The 21,497-nt window shown below is 69.6% G+C and carries 21 protein-coding genes; 13 read left to right on the forward strand and 8 right to left on the reverse strand.

Features of this window, described 5'->3' with window-relative positions; all coding sequences use genetic code 11:
* The first annotated feature begins 108 nt into the window (after window positions 1–108).
* Window positions 109–249 carry a hypothetical protein gene (locus EJK15_RS71340; protein ID WP_171074860.1) on the forward strand — a complete coding sequence of 47 codons (141 nt, stop codon included), beginning with the start codon at window positions 109–111 and terminating at the stop codon, window positions 247–249.
* 55 nt (window positions 250–304) lie between these two features.
* A complete protein-coding gene (locus tag EJK15_RS42890) occupies window positions 305–1,111 on the forward strand; it encodes a DUF2637 domain-containing protein (protein ID WP_138716219.1) in 807 nt (268 codons plus the stop codon).
* A gap of 126 nt (window positions 1,112–1,237) precedes the next feature.
* On the opposite strand, the gene EJK15_RS42895 is transcribed toward EJK15_RS42890, so the two are convergent.
* Window positions 1,238–2,716, reverse strand: a complete 1,479-nt coding sequence (locus tag EJK15_RS42895) for an FAD-binding oxidoreductase (RefSeq protein ID WP_171074861.1) — start codon at window positions 2,714–2,716, stop codon at window positions 1,238–1,240.
* Window positions 2,703–3,020, reverse strand: coding sequence for a hypothetical protein (locus EJK15_RS71345; protein WP_171074862.1), 318 nt, complete (start codon window positions 3,018–3,020; stop codon window positions 2,703–2,705). The genes EJK15_RS42895 and EJK15_RS71345 overlap by 14 nt, the downstream gene beginning before the upstream one ends.
* A gap of 233 nt (window positions 3,021–3,253) precedes the next feature.
* On the opposite strand from EJK15_RS71345, the gene EJK15_RS42900 reads away from it, so the two are divergent.
* Both EJK15_RS42900 and trpS read left to right on the forward strand, forming a co-directional pair.
* Entirely contained in the window at window positions 3,254–3,805 is a 552-nt protein-coding gene (locus tag EJK15_RS42900; protein ID WP_138716221.1) for a YciI family protein, read from the forward strand.
* Between the two features lie 212 nt (window positions 3,806–4,017).
* Window positions 4,018–5,130, forward strand: a complete 1,113-nt coding sequence (gene trpS, locus EJK15_RS42905; protein WP_138716222.1) for a tryptophan--tRNA ligase — start codon at window positions 4,018–4,020, stop codon at window positions 5,128–5,130.
* Between the two features lie 133 nt (window positions 5,131–5,263).
* Here trpS and EJK15_RS42910 read toward each other — a convergent pair whose 3' ends face one another.
* A complete protein-coding gene (locus tag EJK15_RS42910) occupies window positions 5,264–5,908 on the reverse strand; it encodes a TetR/AcrR family transcriptional regulator (RefSeq protein ID WP_138716223.1) in 645 nt (214 codons plus the stop codon).
* A 131-nt stretch (window positions 5,909–6,039) separates the two neighbouring features.
* Between EJK15_RS42910 and EJK15_RS42915 the strand changes: the two genes are divergently transcribed.
* From EJK15_RS42915 to EJK15_RS42945, 6 genes are all read left to right on the forward strand, one after another.
* Entirely contained in the window at window positions 6,040–7,092 is a 1,053-nt protein-coding gene (locus EJK15_RS42915; RefSeq protein WP_138716224.1) for an aldo/keto reductase, read from the forward strand.
* 279 nt (window positions 7,093–7,371) lie between these two features.
* Window positions 7,372–8,289: a putative antibiotic biosynthesis monooxygenase gene (locus EJK15_RS42925; RefSeq protein WP_171074863.1), complete on the forward strand. Its 918-nt coding sequence runs from the start codon at window positions 7,372–7,374 to the stop codon at window positions 8,287–8,289.
* Window positions 8,290–8,458: 169 nt separating this feature from the next.
* A complete protein-coding gene (locus EJK15_RS42930) occupies window positions 8,459–9,289 on the forward strand; it encodes an FAD binding domain-containing protein (protein ID WP_138716226.1) in 831 nt (276 codons plus the stop codon).
* A 5-nt stretch (window positions 9,290–9,294) separates the two neighbouring features.
* Window positions 9,295–12,021 carry a molybdopterin-dependent oxidoreductase gene (locus EJK15_RS42935; protein ID WP_138716227.1) on the forward strand — a complete coding sequence of 909 codons (2,727 nt, stop codon included), beginning with the start codon at window positions 9,295–9,297 and terminating at the stop codon, window positions 12,019–12,021.
* Between the two features lie 240 nt (window positions 12,022–12,261).
* The gene (locus EJK15_RS42940) at window positions 12,262–13,653 is read left to right on the forward strand and encodes a cytochrome b (protein ID WP_138716228.1); all 1,392 of its coding nucleotides are present in this window, start codon (window positions 12,262–12,264) and stop codon (window positions 13,651–13,653) included.
* A gap of 535 nt (window positions 13,654–14,188) precedes the next feature.
* On the forward strand, window positions 14,189–14,629 hold the full coding sequence (locus tag EJK15_RS42945; RefSeq protein WP_138716229.1) for a hypothetical protein: 441 nt from the start codon (window positions 14,189–14,191) through the stop codon (window positions 14,627–14,629).
* A gap of 145 nt (window positions 14,630–14,774) precedes the next feature.
* Here EJK15_RS42945 and EJK15_RS42950 read toward each other — a convergent pair whose 3' ends face one another.
* Window positions 14,775–15,011: a hypothetical protein gene (locus EJK15_RS42950; RefSeq protein ID WP_138716230.1), complete on the reverse strand. Its 237-nt coding sequence runs from the start codon at window positions 15,009–15,011 to the stop codon at window positions 14,775–14,777.
* The gene (locus tag EJK15_RS73285; protein WP_206061448.1) at window positions 14,951–15,445 is read right to left on the reverse strand and encodes a hypothetical protein; all 495 of its coding nucleotides are present in this window, start codon (window positions 15,443–15,445) and stop codon (window positions 14,951–14,953) included. Before EJK15_RS73285 ends, EJK15_RS42950 begins: the two co-directional genes overlap by 61 nt.
* Before the next feature lie 197 nt (window positions 15,446–15,642).
* On the opposite strand from EJK15_RS73285, the gene EJK15_RS42960 reads away from it, so the two are divergent.
* The 3 genes from EJK15_RS42960 to EJK15_RS76640 all read left to right on the forward strand — a co-directional run bounded on the left by EJK15_RS42960 (window position 15,643) and on the right by EJK15_RS76640 (window position 16,752).
* Window positions 15,643–16,011, forward strand: coding sequence for a nuclear transport factor 2 family protein (locus tag EJK15_RS42960; RefSeq protein WP_138716231.1), 369 nt, complete (start codon window positions 15,643–15,645; stop codon window positions 16,009–16,011).
* A 62-nt stretch (window positions 16,012–16,073) separates the two neighbouring features.
* Window positions 16,074–16,421, forward strand: coding sequence for a DUF1330 domain-containing protein (locus EJK15_RS42965; RefSeq protein WP_138716232.1), 348 nt, complete (start codon window positions 16,074–16,076; stop codon window positions 16,419–16,421).
* A 199-nt stretch (window positions 16,422–16,620) separates the two neighbouring features.
* Entirely contained in the window at window positions 16,621–16,752 is a 132-nt protein-coding gene (locus EJK15_RS76640; RefSeq protein WP_276615484.1) for a hypothetical protein, read from the forward strand.
* Here the strand turns inward: EJK15_RS76640 and EJK15_RS42970 are convergent.
* The 3 genes from EJK15_RS42970 to EJK15_RS42980 form a co-directional block, all read right to left on the reverse strand.
* Window positions 16,742–17,041, reverse strand: coding sequence for a cupin domain-containing protein (locus EJK15_RS42970; protein WP_240777574.1), 300 nt, complete (start codon window positions 17,039–17,041; stop codon window positions 16,742–16,744). The genes EJK15_RS76640 and EJK15_RS42970 overlap by 11 nt on opposite strands.
* Window positions 17,042–17,095: 54 nt before the next feature.
* Window positions 17,096–19,834, reverse strand: coding sequence for a helix-turn-helix transcriptional regulator (locus EJK15_RS42975; RefSeq protein ID WP_138716234.1), 2,739 nt, complete (start codon window positions 19,832–19,834; stop codon window positions 17,096–17,098).
* 830 nt (window positions 19,835–20,664) lie between these two features.
* Window positions 20,665–21,497: NAD(P)/FAD-dependent oxidoreductase (locus EJK15_RS42980; protein WP_138716235.1), on the reverse strand; the 833-nt coding region annotated here is incomplete at its 5' end.

The following is a 21,497-nucleotide window of genomic DNA, read 5'->3' on the forward strand; positions in this document are numbered from 1 at the left end:
AATTGAGGTCAAGCGCCGGACAACCTGGACGTTGTCTCGAACACCATCTGTCAGGCCGGCCCCCACCCGCCTGAGGACGAACATGCCGACCACCCGAACCATCCGCTGATGCGCGTTGAGCGCGCCACCGCGCTTGCCATGCAGCGCGCCATGGCGGAGGTGCTGTACGCGTCCGGGTTGACCGTCCAGTTGCGTCCCGGAGAACGCGAGCGACCCCAGGCGCCATACGTCCTTGTGCCGCTCTCCTGAGACAGAAGTGATTGATGGTGCATAGTGGGACATTGGGCATGGCAACATTTCTGGAATGAATGCGGTCAAGCAGGCGCCTCGGGGCGGGGATCGGCTCATCCGTGTGTCGATGACGATCGTGGTGCTGGCGGTCGCGGCGGTAGCGGCGTGGGTGTCGTACTGGCACGCGGTCGCGGTGATCGAGAGGTACGGTGCCGAGGACGAGCTATCGGCGCATCTGGTCCCGGCGACGGTGGACGGCATGATCTACGCCTCCTCCATGGTGCTGCTGTGGTGTGCCCGCTACCGCCTGGCGGTGCCCGCGCTGGCCCGCTGGGCGCTGGCCCTGGGAGTCGCCGCGACGCTGGCCGCGAACATCCTGCACGGGATCGAGCGGGGAGCCTTGGCCGCGGCGTTCGCAGCGTGGCCGGCGATCGCGTTGGTGATCTCCTACGAGCTGATCATGTGGGTAGTCCGCTCGGGTCGTGAGCTCGCCGACCGCGCGGACGACTCGGACCTGCCGGAGCGAGCGCTCGCCGAGGCGGAACCCCCGAGCGTCGCCTCAGGCCAGGAGGCGCGGGTGCCGCAGGCGGGACCGGTGGTACAAGCCACGGCGCAGGTCGGCCAAGGCGAGCCGACGCAGGGACCGGGCGAGCGTCGGTCAGCGTTGGACGAGCCAGAACCGGCGGCCGAACCAGCAGGCCAAGACGCGCCGGCAGGTGAGGCCCGGGAGGACGACGACCGGCGAGCTCAGGTAGCGGCCCTGCTCGCGCAGGATCCGAACATGACCGGGACAGCGCTCGCCCGAGCGCTCGGGGTGCACGAGACCACCGGGCGCAAATACCGCCGCGAAGCACTCAATGGCAACGGCCGCTCTGGATAGCGCCAGACCGGGCCCAGCGGGGGCCAGGGCGTCGAGCGACCATCGGCGACAGCGGGTGCCCCGCCCGAACCACAGGGCTCCTGAGCCCGTGCCCGGGGAGCAGGTCTGCCTGAGAGGGAAGCGGGCCTACACGCCCTGGGCCGGATGGAACAGGCGGTCGGGGTCGTAGGCGGTCTTCACCTCGGCCAGACGGGCAGCGTTGGGCCCGTAGTACGCGGTGCGCCAGTCCGTCAGGGCGGGGTCGGTGTAGTTCACGTACGCGTGGTTGCCGAAATATGGTGACATGTCGTTGCGCACTCGCTGGATCCAGTCGCGGCCTGCGCCTGCGAGGCTCTGCGCGCCCGTCGCGGGGCGCTGTCCGTACTGCACGCCGTAGAGCGCGGCCCGGTGCGGGAACGCCGTGGCCGTCGGGCCGACCTGCCCGATCGCGCCACCCATGGCCTCCAGCAGCACCCAGTGCCGTCCCCTGCGCTCCACCGCGTCCACCAGCGTGCGCACACCGTCCGGTGGCAGCTGCTGGTAGGCCATGTGGGACGTGGCCGCGAACGCCTCCCCGTACACGCACCGGGGCCGAGCCGGGGGGATCGACAAGCAGCCCGAGATGGTGATCATCGCGTCACGGTAGGGCACAGTGCGCACCATGCGGTACGAGGGCCGGCCCATCTGCCCGGTCAGCGGGGCGAGCAGAGCGTCCAGCGCGCACTCCGCTCCCATGTGGGTGCCGAAGAGCAACACGTGGGGTCCGTCGTCGTCCCGCTTCAGATCCAGCACCGACCACAGCTCGCCGGGCATGTACGGCGCCCACGACTGCCACGCCTGCACCGCCGCGCCGGCCTCGGACCACGGCCAGCGCAGGTAGAACAGGGCGATCTCGCGTGCCTCATGGGTGCGGAAGGTGAAGGAGAGCGCGACTCCGAAGTTGCCGCCACCGCCACCGCGACAGGCCCAGTACAGCTCCGGGTGGCGCTCGGCGTTGCAGGCCAGCAAGCGGCCGTCGGCCGTGACGATCCGCACGGACTCCAGCACGTCGCAGGTGAGCCCATACTTTCTGGACGCCGCCCCCAGCCCGCCGCCGAGGGTGAGCCCGCCGATCCCGACCGTCGGGTAGATGCCGGCGGGGATGCGCACGCCGTGCGGGGCCAGCCGGTCGTAGACGTGCATCAGCCGCGCCCCCGCCCCGACCGTGGCCCGGCCGGCCGCGTAGGCGACGCCGTTCAGCGGGGAGACGTCGATCACCAGACCGGTGCCGGTCGACGCGCCCGCGAAGGAGTGGCCTCCCGAGCGGACGGTGAACGGGAGGCTGCCGGCCCGTACGAAGGCCAGACACGCCGACACGTCCTGCGGGTTGGCGCAGTAGGCGACTCCGCCCGGCCGGACGAGATCATAGGCGGAGTTGTAGACCCGGCGCGCGGCCTCGTACCCGGCGTCGCCCGGCAGCACCAGCGTGCCGGCGAGCCGCCGCCGCAGCCTGTCCCAGCCCGGCGGCGTGCCGGCGGTCCCCGTTCGTCCCGGGGCGCCGAGCCGCTCCAGCGGCCCCTGCCGCTGCGATGCGGTCAGGGCCGGCGCCGCGAGCGCGGCGATACGCAGGAAATCACGGCGATTCATCACGCCCTGCCGGCCAATCTGGTCGCCTTCCACAACGCCGCCAGACCTCGCAATCGTCCAGAGCATCGGCCTGCGCCTCGTGCCAGTTCTTGCCCCGGCCCCGTAGACCCCACAGGAACGAGAAGAACAGGCGATAGTCCTTGGCGCAGGCCACGCGCGTGGCCCACCGCCGTTCGCGGTCGTCGATGTCCTGCCACGCCTGCAGTAGCGGCACCCGGCCACTCGGGATCACAGCTTCGCGAGAAGTCCAGTACAGATGCCATTGATCGCCGTCACAGCGACCCTCGGGTGTATCAAGAGCCACTTCCGCACCGTAGACCCGTATCCCGCAACACGCCCCGACTTTCCGAGGAAAGGTGCTCCGCCGGCATCCGGTGGCTCTGGCCGGCATGGCCAGGCATCACGTCTCAGCTCCGCGCCGTCGGCAGACAGCCACCCCAGGCCGGCATCGAGTCCCTCCCAAGGACGTCGCTTACGAACGTTTCCGGGACGACTTGTGCCGACGAGGCGATCTGTTGGTGGGTGGAGACTATGGGCATGGAGTTCTTCTGCTACCACCGTGACCGGCCCGGCTCTGTAGGGCTGCGCGACGAACTGCTGGAAGAGCATTGGTCCTATATGGACCGGTACGCGAAGGAGATGATCGCCCGGGGCCCGACCCTCGCCGGCGACGGCGACACGCCCACCGGCAGCGTGCACATCGTCGACCTACCCGATCCCGTCGCAGCCCGCGGGTTCGCCTTCGACGAGCCGAACTACCAGGCCGGCGTGTACCGGGACGTGCTGCTGCGACGGTGGCGCAACACGCTGGAGCGCACGATGTGGGATTTCCCCGGCGGCCGGACCGGTGGCAACCGGTACCTGGTGCTCGGCTTCGGCACGGGGCAGGCCGCCGACCTCGCCGTGCCGCCCGACCGGGACGAGCTGATCGCCTACGGGCCGCTGCTGTCCGACAGTGGCACCACCTGGCTGGGCACGGCGGCGCTGGTCCGGGCGCCGGACCTGGACACGGCACGCGCCATCCTGACCCCGGACCGGTACGCCGACATCGAGGTGCACAACTGGCAGTTCGGCGGGCGGTCGTCGTGACCCGAGGACGTCCAGGTAGTGATGGTGGTACATGACGCTGACGTTATGATGTTCCTATGCATCTTTCGTCGTGTCTGAGCTGGTGGCGCTCCTTGTAGGAGCGGCCACCTCTCATGCATGAACCGGGCCGTTCGGACGGACGGCCCTTTTGTGTTCCCTGGATCAGGAGTCGTGTCGTCCTGACGGCGATACCGACCCACCAGGAGACACTCATGAACAACACTCTCCAGGCTGCGGGCCCCGACGCCCTCGCCTCCGCTTCCTCCACCGGCACACTTGGTATGTCCGCCGCCCAGGCCAGCAGTGCGGTGCTGGAAAAGCTGATCATCGAGGATCCCGGGCGATTCCGGGTACTGACCGGCGACCGCCCCACCGGACGGCTACACCTGGGCCACTACTTCGGCACTCTCCACAATCGTGTACGTCTCCAGAACCTCGGCGTGGAGATGTTCGTGATCATCGCGGATTACCAGGTGCTGACCGACCGCGATGTAGCGGACAACCTGTCCGGGTACGTCGAGGAGCTGGTACTGGACTACCTCGCCATTGGCGTGGACCCGGCACGCAGCACGATCTTCGCTCACAGTGCGGTTCCCGCCCTCAACCAGTTGCTGCTGCCCTTCCTCAGCCTCGTTTCGGTTGCAGAGCTCAGCCGCAATCCCACAGTCAAGGATGAGATCGCCCACTCGCGGCAGTCCTCCGTCAGTGGCCTGATGTTCACCTACCCCGCCCATCAGGCGGCCGACATCCTCTTCTGCAAGGCCAACCTGGTGCCGGTCGGTCAGGACCAGCTCCCTCACCTTGAACTCACCCGGACCATCGCCCGCCGTTTCAACGACCGCTACGGCGCCGGAACCGCTGTGTTTCCTCAGCCCGGTGCCCTCCTGTCGAATGCACCGCTGCTGCTCGGCCCAGATGGCACCAAGATGAGCAAGAGTCGGGGCAATGCCATCACCCTGGCCGCCGGCGCAGACGAGACCGCTCGGCTGATCAAGGGTGCCAAGACCGACTCCGAGCGCCACATCGTCTATGACCCGGCCACTCGCCCCGAGGTGTCTTCTCTCCTCCTGCTGGCAGCTCTCTGCCAGAATCGAACTCCCCAGCAGATTGCCGCCGAGATCGGCTCCGCGGGAGCCGCCGCACTGAAGAGGACCGTGACCGATGCGGTCAACGAGTATCTGGCTCCGATCCGGGCCCGCCGTACCCGGTACGCGCAGGACCGCGCCTATCTGCGCCAAATCCTGCGCGAGGGCAACGACCGAGCCAGAGCTGTGGCTGATACCACCCTCGCCGAGGTGCGTGTCGCCATGAACAGCTACTACTGACACCCAGGCAGTGAGACACCGCCACGCTCTTTACGCCGATCGGTGTCTCACTGCCCGAGTTCTTACCACTCGTCGGCCGCGGGATCGCGAAGCGGGCGCAGGCCGCCGGGCACGGGGCCGGGCTCGTTCACCTTCAGGAGCGAGGCCGACTCGTATCGGCGCCGTAGCGTAGTCCGTCGATGAGGAGCGCGACCATGCGTTGGCTGTACGCGACTCCCTCGTCCGCCACCGGGTGGCACAGATTGGCGACGGCGTACAGGAGGTCCTTGGGGGTGATGTCGGCACGAATCTCGCCACTCGCTGTCGCGGCTTCGAGCAGTGACCCGAGGGTGGGTGCGAGTCGCTGCATGAAGTAGCCGGGCAGGGCGTCGAACGCCGGATCGCCCGAGTGAAGGGCTGTAGCGAGTCCTCGTTTGGTCGCGAGGAACTCGGTGTACCGGTGGAGCCACTTCGCGAGTGCCGCTCCTGGCTCGTGCGCTGCGATCAGCGCCGGGGCCGCGTCGGCGCAGGCATCCACCTCGCGCTGAAACACGGCCTTGACCAGGTCTGAGCGCTGCGGGAAGTGCCGATACAGCGTTCCCACCCCGACGCCGGCCAGATCAGCGATCTCCTTCGCGGGCGCGTCCACGCCTGACGTGCCGAAGACAGCCTTCGCTGCTTCGAGCAAGGAGTCGATGTTGCGTTGCGCGTCGGCGCGCAGCCGACGCGGCGCGCGTTCGAGTGCGCCCGGACCCGCAGAGCCGGTCCAGCCGACTCCGGTCGGCGCCGCCTTCTCCATCACGACACTCCTTCGCTTGCTAACCGGAAAGCCTTTCCGTATAGTTCCGGAAAGACGTTCCGCTTTTGGTCCAGGGTACGGCATGCAAGAGCGCCGACCACGCCTCGACCACAAACTTCAGGAGAAACCGTATGCAGTACCGCAGCCTCGGCCGGACCGGCATCAAGGTCAGCCCCTACGCGCTCGGCGCCATGATGTTCGGGGCCGTCGGCAACCCGGACCACGACGACTCGATCAAGATCATCCACAAGGCCCTGGACGCGGGGATCAACTTCATCGACACCGCCGACATGTACTCCCATGGCGAGTCCGAAGAGATCGTGGGCAAGGCCCTCAAAGGGCGCCGCGACGACGTCGTGCTCGCCACCAAGGCCCGGTTCCCCGTGGACTACGACCCCAGCGGCGCCACCCCGGTCCTGCCCAACCGGTCGGGCGCCTCACGCCTCTGGCTGATCCGCGCCCTGGACGGCTCGCTGCGCCGCCTGGGCACCGACTACGTCGACCTGTTCCAGATTCACCAGCCCGACCCCGACACCGACATCGAGGAGACCCTCTCGGTGCTCACCGACCTCGTGCGTGCCGGCAAGGTCCGGGCCATCGGCACCTCCTCCCTGCCCGCCTCGGACATCGTCCGCTCCCACTGGGTCGCCGAGCGGCGCGGCCTGACCCGGCTGCGCACCGAGCAGCCTCCGTACTCGATCCTCAACCGCGGCATCGAGCGCGAGGTCCTCCCCGTAGTCCAGGAGTACGGCATGGGCACCCTGGTCTGGAGCCCGCTCGCCGGCGGCCTGCTCACCGGCCGCTACCGCAAGAACCAGCAGAACACCACACACCGGTCCCAGTTCGGCTTCCGGCACCTGAGCGACGGGCGCCGCCTGGACGCCGTCGAGCAGCTCATCCCGCTCGCCCAGGACGCCGGGATCCCGCTGACCCACCTGGCCATGGCCTTCGCGATCGCCCACCCCGGCGTCACGTCCGCGATCATCGGGCCGCGCACCATGGAGCACCTTGACGGCCTCCTCGCCGGCCTCGACGTCACGCTCACCGACGAGATCCTCGACCGGATCGACGAGATCGTGCCACCCGGCACCGATATCGGCACGCTCGACATGGCCTACAACCCACCCGCCATCGAGCACGCGCGCCTGCGCCGCCGGCCCGTCGACGAACGCGCCGCCGCCTGACCGCATCCCCGCATCGCTCCCGCACGGCGGGCGCACCCGCAGCGCCCGCCGGCTCCCGGCCCCTGACGAACTGGTTCGAGACGCGCGCGGCTACGAGTCGCAGTTCGCGACCAACCATCTCGGCCACTTCCAGCTGACTCTGGCCCTGCTGCCCGCACTGCGCGCCGCCCACGGTGCCCGAGTCGTCTCCCCATTTGTGCTTTATGTCCGTTTTCTGACTAGGCTGCTCCTATGAGCGCCAGTGGAAAACACGGCTCAGATGGGGCCGGAGCCACCGTCGTGACCTCCCAGAAGGTCCTCCAGGGGCGCGAGGACGACTACAAGCGCTGGCAGGAGGGGGTGAACCGGGCCGTACGAGACTTCGACGGGTTCGAGGGCACGGAATCGTACCCGCCGGACTCCGGCGAGGGCAACGAATGGGTGGTGGTGTTCCGCTTCGCCCGTGTCGACCAGTTGAGCGCATGGCTCACGTCGGGCACGCGCCACCGGCTTCTCGATGAGGGCCGTGAGCTGTTCGAGGAGGAGCCCTCCCAGGAGGTCCTCAGCGGCGGGGTCGCGGCCCAGGAAGCCGTGACGGCAGTCGTCTCCCATGAGGTGAGGACGGGCCGGGAGCAGGACTTCCTGCGGTGGCAGCACAAGACCCTGAAGGCGCAGGAGAAGTATCCGGGCTTCATGGGTGCCGAGCTGTTCACACCGGTGGAGGGCATCCAGGACCGCTGGGTCGTCGCCTTCCGCTTCGATACCCGCGAACACCTCGATGAGTGGATGGAGTCCGACGTCCGCAGGAAACTTCTGGACGAGGGGCGCGAATACTTCGGCAAGTACGACGTTCGCCAGATCGGATCGGCGTTCAGCGGCTGGTTCCGTTTCGGCGAAGGGGAGCAGGAGGGCATCCCGCCCAACTGGAAGCAGGCCATGTCCGTTCTCCTGGCACTCTTTCCCACCGTCATGGTGCTCAATTTGACGGTAGGCCGTGCGCTCACGGATGCCGGTGTTCCGGAGTACCTCGGTCTGTTCATCAGCAACGCGCTGAGCGTCGGGCTTCTGACCTGGGTCGTGATGCCGCTGGTGAACCGCGCCCTGGCCTTCTGGCTGTTGCCCGGCCGGGCACGATCCCGCCGCGTCCGCATGGCGGGCACGGCCCTCGTGCTGGCATGCTACGTGCTGCTCATCGTGCTCTTCGGCCTGACCACCTGAACCGACCACCAGGGCACGTGCGGTGACTCCTCACGCGACGATCAACGCGAACACGGCACGGGCAGCGCGCTGTCGTCAGGTGAGCCACAGCTTGCGGGGAACCCACAACATGTAGGCTAGGAAAAAGGGCATAACGGGCAAATCGCCCCTAGTTGTGAACTTGCCTACCATGGACCTCAACGGGATCACCTCGGTGGTTGACACACCCAGCCGTGCGTTGCAGGCGGCGTGGCAGCCGGGCGACGCGTGGCTCGGCGGCGGGACCTGGCTGTTCTCCGAGCCTCAGCCGCAGCTCGACCGGCTCATCGATCTCAAGGGCTTCGGCTGGGAGTCGCTGCGGGTCGAGGCGGACGGCCTGGAGATCGGCGCGACGTGCACCCTCGCGGAGCTGTCCGATGGAAGCATGCCGGAGGCTTGGACCGCGGGACCGCTGATCGACCAATGCCGCCAGGCGCTGCTGGGCTCCTTCAAGGTGTGGAACGAGGCCACCGTGGGTGGCAATCTCTGCATGTCGCTGCCTGCGGGCCCCATGATCTCACTGACCGCGGCCCTCGACGCAAGCTGCACGATCTGGACGGCCGACGGGGGCGAACGGCGGGTCGCGGCGGCCGACTTCGTCACCGGACCCGGCTGCAACGTGCTGGGCCCGGGTGAGCTGCTGCGCTCGATCACCCTGCCGGAGGCCGCGCTACGCTGCCGGACCGCCTTCCGCTGGATCTCGCTGGCCCCGCTCGGCCGCTCCGCGGCACTGCTCATCGGCAGGAGGTCACCTGACGACGGCTCCTTCGTGTTGACGGTGACCGCCTCGACCGTCCGGCCGGTCCAGCTGCCCTTTCCCCGGACGCCCGGTTCCGCGGAGCTCCTCGGCGCCCTCGAACACGCAATCCCGCCGGACTCCTACTACGACGACGTGCACGGAACGCCGGAATGGCGCCGACACATGACGCTCCGATTCGCCGAGGAGATCAGGCAGGAACTGTCGGCGGACGTCGGGAGGTGACCCGGATGCGGATCGAGGTCAACGGCCAGGTCTTTACCGCTCAGCCTCGTCCTGGGCAGTGCCTGCGCACCCTGCTGAGGGAATTGGGCCACTTCGGCGTGAAGAAGGGCTGCGACGCGGGCGACTGCGGTGCGTGCACCGTGCACATCGACGGCCGGCCGGTGCACAGTTGCCTGTTCCCCGCGTTCCGCGCGGCCGGGCACCAGGTGACGACGATCGAGGGGCTCTCCTCCGGCGCGCAACTGCATCCACTGCAGCGCGACTTCCTGGCGGCGCAGGGATTCCAGTGCGGCTTCTGCACCGCGGGATTGATCATGACGGTCGCCGCTCTCGACCCCGGCCAGAAGCAGGATCTCCCGCGGTCGCTCAAGGGGAATCTGTGCCGGTGCAGCGGCTACCGCGCGATCGACGACGCCATCCATGGGATCGCTCATGCCGAGGACGCCGAGGGCACCTCACCGGGTGATTCGTGCGGACGGAATCTGCCGGCGCCGGCCGGTCCCGACATCGTGACGGGGGCGGCCCGCTACACCTTGGACGTCGCCATGGAGGGCCTGCTGCACCTCGAACTGCTGCGCTCGCCGCATGCGCACGCCCGCATCGTCGCCATCGACACGAGCGCCGCCCTCGCGGTTCCCGGCGTGCGAGCGGTGTTCACGCACGAGGACACGCCGAGACGGCTCTACTCGACCGGGCGGCACGAGAACCCCGACGACGATCCCTCCGACACGCTGCTGTTCGACGACGTCGTCCGCTTCACCGGGCAGCGGGTCGCAGCCGTGGTGGCCGACAGTGTGGCGGCCGCCGAGGAGGGCTGTCGCCGGCTCGTCGTCGACTACGAGGTGATGCCGGCTGTCTTCGACCCCGAAAAGGCGATGGCGCCCGGCTCCCCTCTACTGCATGGCGACAAGAGCGCCGACCAGCACATCGCCCGTCCAGAGCGCAACATCGCGGCCGAGGTGCACGGTGACGTCGGCGACGTCGAGACGGCGTTCGAGCAGGCCGACGCCGTTCACGAGCACACCTACGTCAGCCATCGTGTCCAGCACGCGCACCTCGAGACACACGCCTCGATCGCCTGGGTCGACGGGTCCGGTCGGCTGGTGGTACGCACGAGCAGTCAGGTGCCGTTCCTCACCAAGCGCGCACTGTGCACCCTCTTCGATCTTCCGGAGGAGAAGGTGCGCGTGGTGTGCGGCCGGGTGGGCGGCGGGTTCGGGGCCAAGCAGGAAATGCTGACCGAGGATGTCGTCGCTCTCGCGGCCCTGCGGACCGGACAGCCGGTGCAACTGGAGTTCACGCGCCAGGAGGAGTTCGAGGCCGGCGTGACCCGGCATCCGGTCACCGTGGACATCAAGGCCGGCGCGCGGAGCGACGGCACACTCACGGCGCTGCGACTGCGGGTCGTGACCAACACCGGTGCGTACGGCAACCACGCGAGCATCGTGTTCCACGCCTGCAACGAGTCGATCGGTGTATACCGTTGCGCGAACAAGAAGGTGGACGGATACGCCGTCTACACCAACACCGTCCCCTCCGGCGCCTTCCGCGGCTACGGGCTGAGCCAGGCGGTCTTCGCCGTCGAGTCGGCGATCGACGAACTCGCCCACGCGATCGGCATGGACCCGGTCGCCTTCCGGGAACGCAACATCATCCGGCCCGGCGACGACATGGTGAGCTTCCACACCCCGTCGGCGGACGAGGCCAGGATCGGCAGCTACGGCCTGGACCAGTGCCTGACCCTTGTCGACGAGGCACTGAACCGCGGCAACGGGGCACAACCGCCCACGGAAGAAGGGTGGTCTGTGGGCAAGGGCGTCGCGCTGTCGATGATCGACACGATTCCGCCGCGCGGGCACCGGGCCGAGGCACGGATCCGGCTGTTGACCGACGGCGGATACCAGCTCGCGGTCGGCATGGCCGAGTTCGGGAACGGCACGACGACCGTGCACCAGCAGCTCGCTGCCGCCGTGCTCGGCACCACTGTTGACCGGATCCGGATCGAGCAGGCGGACACGGATCACGTCAGCCACGACACCGGTGCCTTCGGCTCGACCGGGACAACGGTCACGGGCCTGGCCGTCACGCGCGCGGCAGAGGCGCTGCGTGACCGCATCGCCGCCGTCGGCGGGAAGCGGGCAGGTGCGGACCCGTCAGCCTGCGTCTTCGACGGCGACGAGATCCGCTTCGGCGACGTACGCCTGAAGCTCGCCACCGTCGCGGCAGCGACGCAGGCCGCAGGCAAGGAGCTGCAAGCGGCCGGCACATCCGACGGCGCACCATGTTCGGTGGCGTTCAATGTCCACGGCTTCCGGGTCGCGGTGTGTACCGGGACCGGTGAGATCAAGATTCTGCAGAGCGTCCACGGGGCGGACGCCGGGCGCGTCATCAATCCGATGCAATGCCGTGGGCAGATCGAGGGCGGTGTCGCACAGGCCCTGGGCGCCGCGCTGTACGAGTCGTTCGTCGTCGACGGGGCCGGCCGGGTCACCACGGCGACCTTCCGCAACTACCACATCCCGTCCTTCGGCGACGTGCCGCGAACCGAGGTGTACTTCGCCGAGACATCCGATGTCCTCGGCCCTCTGGGCGCCAAGTCGATGAGCGAGAGTCCGTTCAACCCGGTGGCTCCCGCGCTCGCCAACGCGGTCCGGGACGCCACCGGTATCCGCTTCGGAACGCTTCCACTGGCCCGCGATCGCGTCCACGCAGCAACGGCCGCCGCCCTCTAGCGGCGCACCCCGCGCCTCGGACGAAATGTGGACCCGTGTGCATTTAGCCACAGACTTTCGAGGCATGCCTCGCGTCGCTTGCGGCGACCCGGACGACCGCGTAGGGGCAGGCGTGGTCACGTCATTCCCCCGGCAAAGGACCCGATGGCAGTGACGGGAATCACCGTCACCGACGCCTCATCGTTGTCACACCTCCCGGCCCGATTCCGTCTTGTGAGTAGGCAAGGTTAAGGGGCCCAAATGCGTTCGTTGTTGGCCAAGCGCCGCTCGTTTCAGTTCTCCCACTGGTCGTTCATGTTCGCGGAAATCGCCGTCTGGTCGTTCGTCGTTCTGGCGGTGACCGGGGCGGTGCTGATGGTGTTCTACAACCCCAGCATGTCCCAGGTGACCTATGACGGCTCGTACGGCCCGCTGCGCGGACTCTTCGTCAGCAAGGCCTTCGACTCGACCATGCATCTGAGCCTGGAGGTGCGCGGTGGCCTGCTCATCCGCCAGGTCCACCACTGGGCGGCGCTCGTCTTCGTGGCGGCCGTCGTGTTGCAGCTGCTGCGTATGTTCCTCACCGGCGCGTTCCGCCGCCCGCGCACCGGGCAGTGGCTGATCTGGGTGACCCTGCTGGCGCTGGGCATGGCCGCGGGCGAGAGCGGCAACGCCCTGCCTGACGACATGCTGTCGGGTGGGAGCCTGTGGCTGATCATGTCGGTGGTGCAGTCCATCCCCGTGGTGGGAACCTGGGCGCTGTCGCTGCTGTTCGGCCCGGACTTTCCCGGTGACAGAGTCATTCCGGTCATGTACGGGGGGCACCTGCTGATCGCGGTCGTCATGGCCGCGCTGCTGATCGCCCGTGAACTCCTGGTGCGGCGGCACGGCCACTCCCGGTTCATCGCCTCGCTGCCGGCGCGGCGGAGCGCACGCCCGACGATGGCGCTCGCGACGATCGGCATGCTGATCATTCTCGGGTTTGGGTTCCAGATCGCCCCTATATGGCTGTACGGCCCTGCCAAGCCGACGCAGATCTCGGCGGGCTCGGTTCCTGACTGGTACATGGGGTTCCTCGACGGCGCCCTCCGGATCATGCCCGGGTGGGAATTCACCATCGGGGACTACACGCTCAGCCTCGCGGTCCTCGTCCCCACACTGGTGATACCCGGGGTCTTCTTCACCGCCCTCGCCGCCTACCCGATGGCCGAGCGCTTCCTCGTCTCGCGACGCGGCCGCCGCGACGCGCTGGGCCGGCCCAAGACCACGAGCCGCATGGCCCGCGAGACGCTCGCGCGTGACCTGCTCGATCGGCCACGCGAGACGCCGGTGAAGACGGCCATCGCGGTCGCCGGCGTCACGTTCTACGGCCTGCTGTGGGCAGCCGCGGCCAACGACCAGATCGCCCACCAGTTCCACCTCACCGTCGATGCTGTGACGATCTTCTTCAGGTTCGGCGTGGTCGTCGGCCCCGTCATCGCCTTCATCATCACCCGGTGGATCTGCCTCGCACTTCAGCAGACGGATCACCACGTGGCCGAGCACGGAGTGGAGACCGGGATCATCACGCGGTCCCCGGACGGTGGATTCCACGAACGGCTGACGCCTGCGCAGCAAGAGCGCCGGGAGCCGGCGATCACCTCAGGGAGATGACAGGGACACCGAACAGGGCCACAGGTTGTGATCGTCGGAGGCGGGTGCTTGACGACGGCGGCGTCCTGGACTACGACCGGATGATCGTCGCGGCGGGAGGCGTGAGTACGTCGATCGCAACCGTCCGCTTGTGATGGACCTCCACCCCATCATGATCAACCGGTTGCCGCTTGACGTTTACCTTGGTTGCCGCCCTCCTATGCAGCGGCTGCTCCAGCGGGCTCGGGGCGGTAGATGCGGCGGATGCCGGCCAGTTGCTGCTCACGGGGCTGTCTGGGCGCAGGCGAGGCCAACGCCGTGTGCCTCAGGCCGCGAGACATACCGGCGACATACCGGCCCCTATTAGCGTTACCCCTGCCAACGACTCACGAGCCTGGAGAGCCGCGGAGTGCCGGGAAGTTCGCCGGACACCGCCGTGGCCCGCCGAGCATCCCAGATCCACAGCTCGGCATCGAAGACGACCATCACGGGCACAGCATGGCCACGCGGGTCCGACACACCTTCGGCATGCCGCGGCTTCCCGAGAATCGTGATCATGACCTACGAGAGGGACCCCATGAAGATTCTGCGTAACGTGGCTGTCGTCGCCGCCATGGGCCTGGCCACGTCGATCACGGCGGCACCCGCCATGGCATCCGCCGACCAGTACCTCATCGCACGCTGCGCGAAAGGCAACTTCGGCATCGAGATCAAGGCCCGCTACCGGACGACCGGGACAACGCACCTGTTCAACCAGCTGTCCTGGCGGATCGCCGGCAATGTCGGCAGCAAGAACACCGTCCGCTTCTCCTTCATGCAGGACGCCCAGCCGGACTTCGTGTTCAAAGCCTTCGGCTACGAGGGCGGCAGGACGGGCGCACGGAACATCTGGGTGACCAGGCCGAAGGCGCACAAGGTGTTCGTGAGGTTCGGTGTCCGGTTCGACACGAGAGCCTCCTCCGACCCGGGCTGCACGTACCAGACCCGCGGCATCTAGGGTGATGGGCCGGTCTCACCCCGAGAGGGTGAACGGCCCAGGGATCAACCTGCGTAGGTGGGCGCGCTCTTACGACTGAACACGGTGGCCATCCGCAGCCCCTTCAACATGTCGTTCCGAGAAACTCCTCGATCCTGGGACGAGGTCAGTTGCCCCTGACGAGTGCCCACAGCTCGATCGTGGTCGCCCTGCGGCCCCAGGCGATCACGGCCGAGAGCATCAAGAGAACCAGCGGCAGCACCACGCCGCCACCGGACACGAACAGCTCGGTCAGCGTCGCGCCGATCATCAGGCCGGCGACGCCATCCTCGCCCGTCCCGCCTAGCCCTTCGAGCTGCCCGCCGACCGGCTCGCCGCCAAGCGCGTCCTCGACCAGTTGCACGAGGCGCTGGATCGCATCGCCGCAGTCCACGACTTCTCCAAAGGCATGGGGTTGGCTGCGCCGCAGATCGGATTGCCGCGGGCGGGTGGCGTGGGCGCTGCCAGCGCCGGCGCGGCGCCGCGGCCCAGGACGGCGAGCAGGGTGGCCAGGGCCCTGGTGCCGGGCCATTCGGCGGTCGGGCGGCTCCACAGTGCGGGCGCGGCCACGACGGCCGCGCCCAGCGCCGTCCAGGTGAGGACCACCTGCGCGGGCGGGGCGTGCCGGTCGGCGAGGCAGGCCGGATAACCGTCGCTCACGGCGGTGGCGGCCAGCGACACGGCCTTCCATCGCTCCGGGTCCAGGCCGGTACTGCGCGCGGCCTCCAGCCAGCCGATCGAGCAGCTGAAGGCCGCTGTGGTGGACGGCCTCGCCGGGGACACACTCTCAGGGTTCACCGACGGCTGGTCCTTGCCGCCGTCGCCGCGGCTGTCGCGGCCACCGTCCTGACGTCCGGCCCGGGCTCACACGGACGTGGCGAGCCGGCCGCGTACTGAAGGGATGGGCGGAAGTACTTAAGCATGTCAGATTCCCCGTCGTTCCCGTCTCCCTAATTTGGTGGTCACAAGAGAGCACGACCACTGAGGAGAGAGACATGAGCGACATGAACGAGCTGGTCCAGCGCTACCTCGCCGCGTGGAACGAGACCGACGCCGCCGCGCGGCAGGCCGTTCTGGCGGAGGTCTTCGCCGAGGAAGCGGTGTACACCGACCCGCTGGTCTCCGTCCGGGGCAGGGACGGGCTCGACGCCACCATCGCGGCGGTTCAGGGGCAGTTCGGCGGGCTGGTCTTCAGCCTCGGCGGCGCCGTGGACGCCCACCACGACATCGCGCGGTTCACCTGGCACCTGGGACCAGAGGGCGCCGAGCCGATCGTCATCGGCTTCGACGTCGCGGTGATCGGTGACGACGGGCGGATCAGCCAGGTGCTCGGCTTTCTCGACAAGGTGCCGGCCGGAGTCTGAACACCTCGGGGCGGACCGCTGGGCCGCTCCGCACCAGTCGTCCATGGAACAGAGGAGGAACCATGACCGCTTACGCGATTGCACACCTGCAGGAGGTCACTCCGAACCCGGAGATCGCCGAGTACATCGAGCGCATCTCCGCTACCTTCGAGCCGTACGGCGGCCGCTTCCTCGTGCACGGCACGCAGCACGAGGTGAAGGAGGGCAGCTGGCCCGGGCACATCGTGATGATCGCCTTCCCCGGGCTCGCCGAGGCGCGGGCCTGGTGGGACTCACCCGCTTACCAGGAGATCGCACCGCTGCGCTCGCGGCACATCGAGAGCGACATCATCCTGGTCGGAGGCATCCCCGAGGGCTACGACCCGGCTTCCACCGCAAAGGCGATGCGGGAGGCGCTGCCTGCCGAGTAGCCCCCGGGTTCGGGCCGGGCCGGCAGCGCGAGAGGCGTGCCCGCGGCCCTGCTGGACACGATGATCGCGTAGATCCGGGACGACCGCCTCAAGGGGCTCGCAGGCGGTCGTCCGCTTCGGCACCGCGCGAGCCTGCGCGAGATCATCGTGCCCATGCGGGTGGTGCACGACGACGCGGACTTCTCCGCGCCCGGTTGACGTGACCGGCCGCCGGATCGCGCCTCTCGTGCCCGGGGCGGTCTACAAGGAGTACCCGGCGGCGGACCACGGAGTCTTCGGGGGCCACAAGGACCGGCTCAACGCCGATCTCCTGGAGTTCGTCAAGCGGTGACGTCGTAGTTGAAGCCGAAGGCGCGCACACCGGTCTCCGTACGGGGCCGGTGACTCGTCTTCGGGCCGAAGGCGACGTAGGTGCCCGGGCCGTGGGTGCGGTCGCCCTCGATGACTTCGCCGCTCACGACGAAGTACGCCTCGCCGTAGGTCTCGTGGACGTCGAGGTCCGGCCATTCGGCGCCCGGGGCGATGTCGATCACCCACGTCCTGATCCCCGGCATGCCAGGGAGCGTCCGTACGTGGACACCGGGACCCAGCTCGATCGGGGGGACCTCGTCGACGTCCACGGGGAGTATTTGTCCAGGTAGCACCTGTTCCGGAGTAATCATCGCGACACGATCTCACAGCCCCAGTTGATCGGCGAAATCCTTGAGCTCGCCCCGGGAGGCGACGCCGAGCTTGGGATAGGCCTTGTAGAGGTGGTAGCCCACCGTCCGGTGGCTGAGGAAGAGCTGCGCGGCGATGTCGCGGTTGGACAGGCCCTGCGCGGCGAGCCTGGCGATCTGCAGTTCCTGCGGGGTGAGGCCGGCGGCCACGCCTTCGGCGGGTCTGGCGCCCTGGTCCTGGGCGCCGGTCGCGGTGAGCTCGCCGCGGGTGCGTTCGGCCCACGGCCGCATGCCGAGCCGGTCGAAGACCTCCAGGGCATCATTCAACGAACCGCGCGCCTCGGCCTTCCGCCGAGCCCTGCGCAGCCATTCGCCGTAGAGCAGCGCGGTCCTGGCGTACTCCAGCGCGCGGCCGTCCTGGTCGTGCAGTTCGAGGGCCGCCGTGTAGAACGCCTCGGCCTGGTCGTCGGCGGCGAGCAGCCCACGGCAGCGCAGCACGAGCGCGTCGGCCCACGGCTGTCGGACCGACCCGGCCCACCGCTCGAAGCGCGCCAGTGGCTCGGCGGCGCGTGCCGGCGCTCCCACCCGTACGGCCGACTCCACCAGGTCGGGAGTGGAACGGGTGGCGCAGATGTGATGGCGCATCGGCTCGCGGGTCAGGCGCTCGAAGCGGGCGAGCGCCGTCTCGGCGCGGCCGAGGCCGAGGTCCAGCAGCCCGAGCGACCAGTGCGCCCACGGCGCGCCGGGGGAGACGGCCCCGGCGGTGGCCCCCGCCAGCCCTTCCTCGGCGTTGCGCCGGCAGGCCGCCTCTTCCCCTTTGGCCGCGTCGAGGTAGGCGAGCACGCTGCTGAACTGGCTGACCCACTGCTGCTGGCCGGTGTCGCGGGCGAGCCCCAGGGCCTCGGTCGCCGTGGCGAGCGCGTCCAGGTGCCGTCCGGTGAACACCTCGCCCTCGACCATGAAGAACAGCACCGTCGGCAGCCGCCCGGCGCCGCCCCGGGCGCGGTGTTCGGCGGCGAGCGCGGTCGCCAGCTCGTAGGCGTCGGCGTCCTGGCCCAACGCGAGTGCCGCTCCGCAGAGGATCATCAACGCCTGGTCGGGGGCCCGGCCCCGCCGCCGCACCGCTGCGAGGATGTCGCCCAGCGGCGGCGGCCGCTCGGAACGGCCCCGGTCCAGGTGGACGAGGTAGGGCCCCACCGGCGCGAGTGGATCCGCATCGTCCAACGGCAGCGCGATCAGCCGGTCCAGCGTTGCCGCGAGCTGCCGTTCCCCCAGGTACCAGGAGGTGTGAACGGCCTGGATCAGCAACACGGCGGCCTGGCCCGGATCGGTGTCGCGGATGAGCTCGGCGCCGTCGAGCAGCAACCGGTGGGCGGCGGGGTAGGAGCCCTGCCAGAAGTCCGCGAGCGCCTGTACTTGGGCGATCCGCGCCTTCACCGCCGGGGCCTCGTCCAGCCGCCGGGCCGCGCGGCCCCCGAAGGCTCGGGCACGCTCCAAATCACCCGCCTCCAGCGCCGCCTCCGCCGCCAGGGCCTCGCGGTGTGCCCTGGCCGCGGGCTCGACGCTCAGGCGGGCGGCACGTTCGTACGCCGCCGCGGCCGCCACGTGGCCGCTGCGTTCGCGGGCGCGGGCGGCGGTGCGTTCCAGCGCGGCGGCGGCCTCCTCGTCGGCTCCGGTGGCGGCGGCCGCCAGATGCCAGGCCCGGCGGTCGGCGTGCTCGGGCGAGCCGAGGGCGGCGGCGAGCGCGCGGTGGACGGCGAGGCGTTGCCCGAGCGGCGCCCGCTGGTAGACGGCGGCGCGGATCAGAGGATGGCGGAAGCGGATCGTGGTGCCGTCGGCGTCGCCGCGGAGCACCAGGCCGGCCCGCTCGGCGGGGGACAGGTCCTCGACGACCGCCCCCAGCGCATCGGCGGCACGCAGGATCACGGCGAGCTCGCCGGTCTCGTCGGCCGCCGCCACCAGGAGCAGACTCTGGCAGGCCTCCGGCATCCGGCTGACCTGGCCGTGGAAGGCCAGTTGCAGGCGGCTGGTGAGGGGGAGCGCCCCCGGCGAGAACGCGCTGCCGCCTTCGGCGGCCAGGGCGACCGGCAGCTCCAGCAGAGCCAGCGGGTTGCCGCCGGCCTCGGCGAGCACGCGGTAGCGCATGGCGGGCGCGAGCGGATGCCGGTCGAGCAGGGCCGCGGCCGCCTCCGGGGCCAGCCCGGAGAGGCACAACTCGGGAAGGCCGGGGGCGGGGAAGGATCCCTCGCCGTCCCGGCAGGCGAAGATCACGACCACGCCCTCGGCGTGCAGGCGCCGGGCAGCGAACAGGAGCGCGTCCCGCGACGCCCGGTCGAGCCACTGCGCGTCGTCGACGAGGCACAGCAGCCCGGTCTCGTCCGCGTGCTCCGCCAGCAGGGAGAGCACCGCCAGCCCCACCAGCATCGGTTCGAAGCCGGCCGCGGGCCCGAGCCCGAACACCGCCTCCAGAGCCTCGCGCTGCGGGCCGGGCAGCGCGGCGAGAGATCCGAGCGCCGGGCGCAGCAACAACTGCAGCCCCGAGAACGGCAGCTCCGCCTCGAACTCGACCCCCGTACCGCGGACCAGCCGCATGTCCCCGGCCGCCGCGGCGGCGTGGTCGAGCAACGCCGTCTTGCCGATGCCCGGCTCGCCACGCAGCACCAGCGACGAACTGGTGCTCGCCCGGGCTCCCGCCAGCAGTTCGGCGATCGCGTCCGCTTCGGGCTTTCTCCCGTACAGCTCCCCCGCGCCCATGACCCCCATCCTGGCATTCGTCCGGGAGTGTCCCGTACGGGCCGGTCAGCACCTTTGTGTGCGTCCGAGCGTGATCAGGTCGGCTGTGCTCTCCCGGGTGACCGTGGCCCGGACGTGCGGTTCTCCCGCACCCAGCTCACCGACGCCGTTCACCGCCGGCATTTGGCTTTTCCCGCGACGGCTTGCCGCGGCACCAAGATCCCCTCACTTCCGCATACGGGACCTGACCAAGGTCACCTTGGTGCGGCGGTGCGGGCCGAACTGGTGGGCGATGCGGTGCGGCCGCTATGGTTTTGGATCACGTCCGATGTCGAGGCTGTTCTTCAGGAGGTGTGCCCTGGAGGCGGCCCCCTGGTGGGGATGACAACGGCGCCTGCGGGGTCAGGGCTCGGGAGCGGTGCGGCCAGCGGAAGAACGGAAGTCCGGCATGCCGAGATGGACGGCGGTGTGCGTGACCGCCAGACGTTGCATGGCGTCGAGTTTCTGGTCGGCTGCGGCGAGTCCTGATCGGGAGCCCCGGAGCGTGCTGCTCGAGCCCGCCGCTGTCGCTCTGATCCCGCCACTCCTCCAAGTCGTCGATCTCCCGCAGGAACGGCAGCGGCCGTGCCGGAACGGGAAGATCACGACTGACGAAGTGCAGAATCCAACGAAGTCCGTCGAGCACCCGGACCACGATAATGGGAAGCTACAGAGCGCGACTGCACAATGACCAAGAATGCACAAGCGTCTCGATACCCGGCGCGAAGCGCCGCCAGCGCCTGCTCGATGTTTCCCGGAAGGTCTGGGCGTGTTGCGTAGGCTGAGGAAGGCGAAGATCACGAACGGAATTGTCAGGCGAGGATCCTGACGATGCCCGTGAACAGGCCGGGCAGGCGGCGGGCGGCGGGCACCACCAGCCGGGCCGTGCCGGGGCGGCGCGCGGCCTGCACCAGCGCGCCCGTCAGCAGCCGGTGCGTGCGAGACAGCCGCAGCCACGCGCCGTCGTAGTCCTCGGGCCGGTCCTCGGTCAGGCACCTGACCAGCAGTTCGGCCGAGCGCACGGCCAGCGAGACGCCCTCGCCGGTGAGCGCGTCCACGTAGCCGGCGGCGTCCCCGACCAGCAGGACGCGTCCCGCGCGGCGGGCGCGCACGGCCTGGCGCAGCGGGCCCGCGCCGCGCACCGGGGTGACGGCCGGGCCGCGCAGGCGGCGGCTCAGGCCGGGGAAGCCGCGCAGGTGCTCGTCGTAGCCGCGCCGCACCGAGCTGAGTATCGCGACGCCGATCAGGTCCCCGGCGACGGGCGTGACGTACGCCTCGCCGGCGCCCGACCAGTGGACCTCGACGTAGTCGGTCCACGGCTCGATCCTGTAGTGCCTGCGCTGGCCGTACCTGCGGGGTCCGCGCGCGGGCAGGTCGAGGCCGAGGGAGCGGCGCAGCGGCGAGTGCAGCCCGTCGGCGGCCACCAGCCAGCGGGCCCGCAGCCCGGCGGCCTCCACGCCGTCCCGGTCCTGCTCGACGCGGGTGATCTTGCCGGTGACCGTCTTGACGCCCAGCTCGGCGGCCCGCCGCGCGAGCGCGGCATGCAGATGCGTACGGCGTACGCCCAGCCCGGGAGCGGCGGAGAAGGCGGCCCGCACCTCCCGCCGGCCGTCGAGGTAGTGGATGCCGCGGAACTCGCGCCCCT

It is taken from the genome of Nonomuraea basaltis, assembly GCF_005893125.1.
Lineage (GTDB): Bacteria > Actinomycetota > Actinomycetes > Streptosporangiales > Streptosporangiaceae > Nonomuraea > Nonomuraea basaltis.

Coding starts and splice junctions, on each gene's coding strand:
- EJK15_RS42930 (WP_138716226.1), top strand. CDS start 8,459: ATGGACCTCAACGGGATCACCTCGGTGGTTGACACACCCAGCCGTGCG.
- EJK15_RS42895 (WP_171074861.1), bottom strand. CDS start 2,716: ATGAATCGCCGTGATTTCCTGCGTATCGCCGCGCTCGCGGCGCCGGCC.
- EJK15_RS42890 (WP_138716219.1), top strand. CDS start 305: ATGAATGCGGTCAAGCAGGCGCCTCGGGGCGGGGATCGGCTCATCCGT.
- EJK15_RS42945 (WP_138716229.1), top strand. CDS start 14,189: ATGACCTACGAGAGGGACCCCATGAAGATTCTGCGTAACGTGGCTGTC.
- EJK15_RS42975 (WP_138716234.1), bottom strand. CDS start 19,834: ATGGGCGCGGGGGAGCTGTACGGGAGAAAGCCCGAAGCGGACGCGATC.
- EJK15_RS42915 (WP_138716224.1), top strand. CDS start 6,040: ATGCAGTACCGCAGCCTCGGCCGGACCGGCATCAAGGTCAGCCCCTAC.
- EJK15_RS42965 (WP_138716232.1), top strand. CDS start 16,074: ATGACCGCTTACGCGATTGCACACCTGCAGGAGGTCACTCCGAACCCG.
- EJK15_RS42960 (WP_138716231.1), top strand. CDS start 15,643: ATGAGCGACATGAACGAGCTGGTCCAGCGCTACCTCGCCGCGTGGAAC.
- EJK15_RS42940 (WP_138716228.1), top strand. CDS start 12,262: ATGCGTTCGTTGTTGGCCAAGCGCCGCTCGTTTCAGTTCTCCCACTGG.
- EJK15_RS42900 (WP_138716221.1), top strand. CDS start 3,254: ATGGAGTTCTTCTGCTACCACCGTGACCGGCCCGGCTCTGTAGGGCTG.
- trpS (WP_138716222.1), top strand. CDS start 4,018: ATGAACAACACTCTCCAGGCTGCGGGCCCCGACGCCCTCGCCTCCGCT.
- EJK15_RS71340 (WP_171074860.1), top strand. CDS start 109: ATGCGCGTTGAGCGCGCCACCGCGCTTGCCATGCAGCGCGCCATGGCG.
- EJK15_RS42935 (WP_138716227.1), top strand. CDS start 9,295: ATGCGGATCGAGGTCAACGGCCAGGTCTTTACCGCTCAGCCTCGTCCT.
- EJK15_RS42910 (WP_138716223.1), bottom strand. CDS start 5,908: ATGGAGAAGGCGGCGCCGACCGGAGTCGGCTGGACCGGCTCTGCGGGT.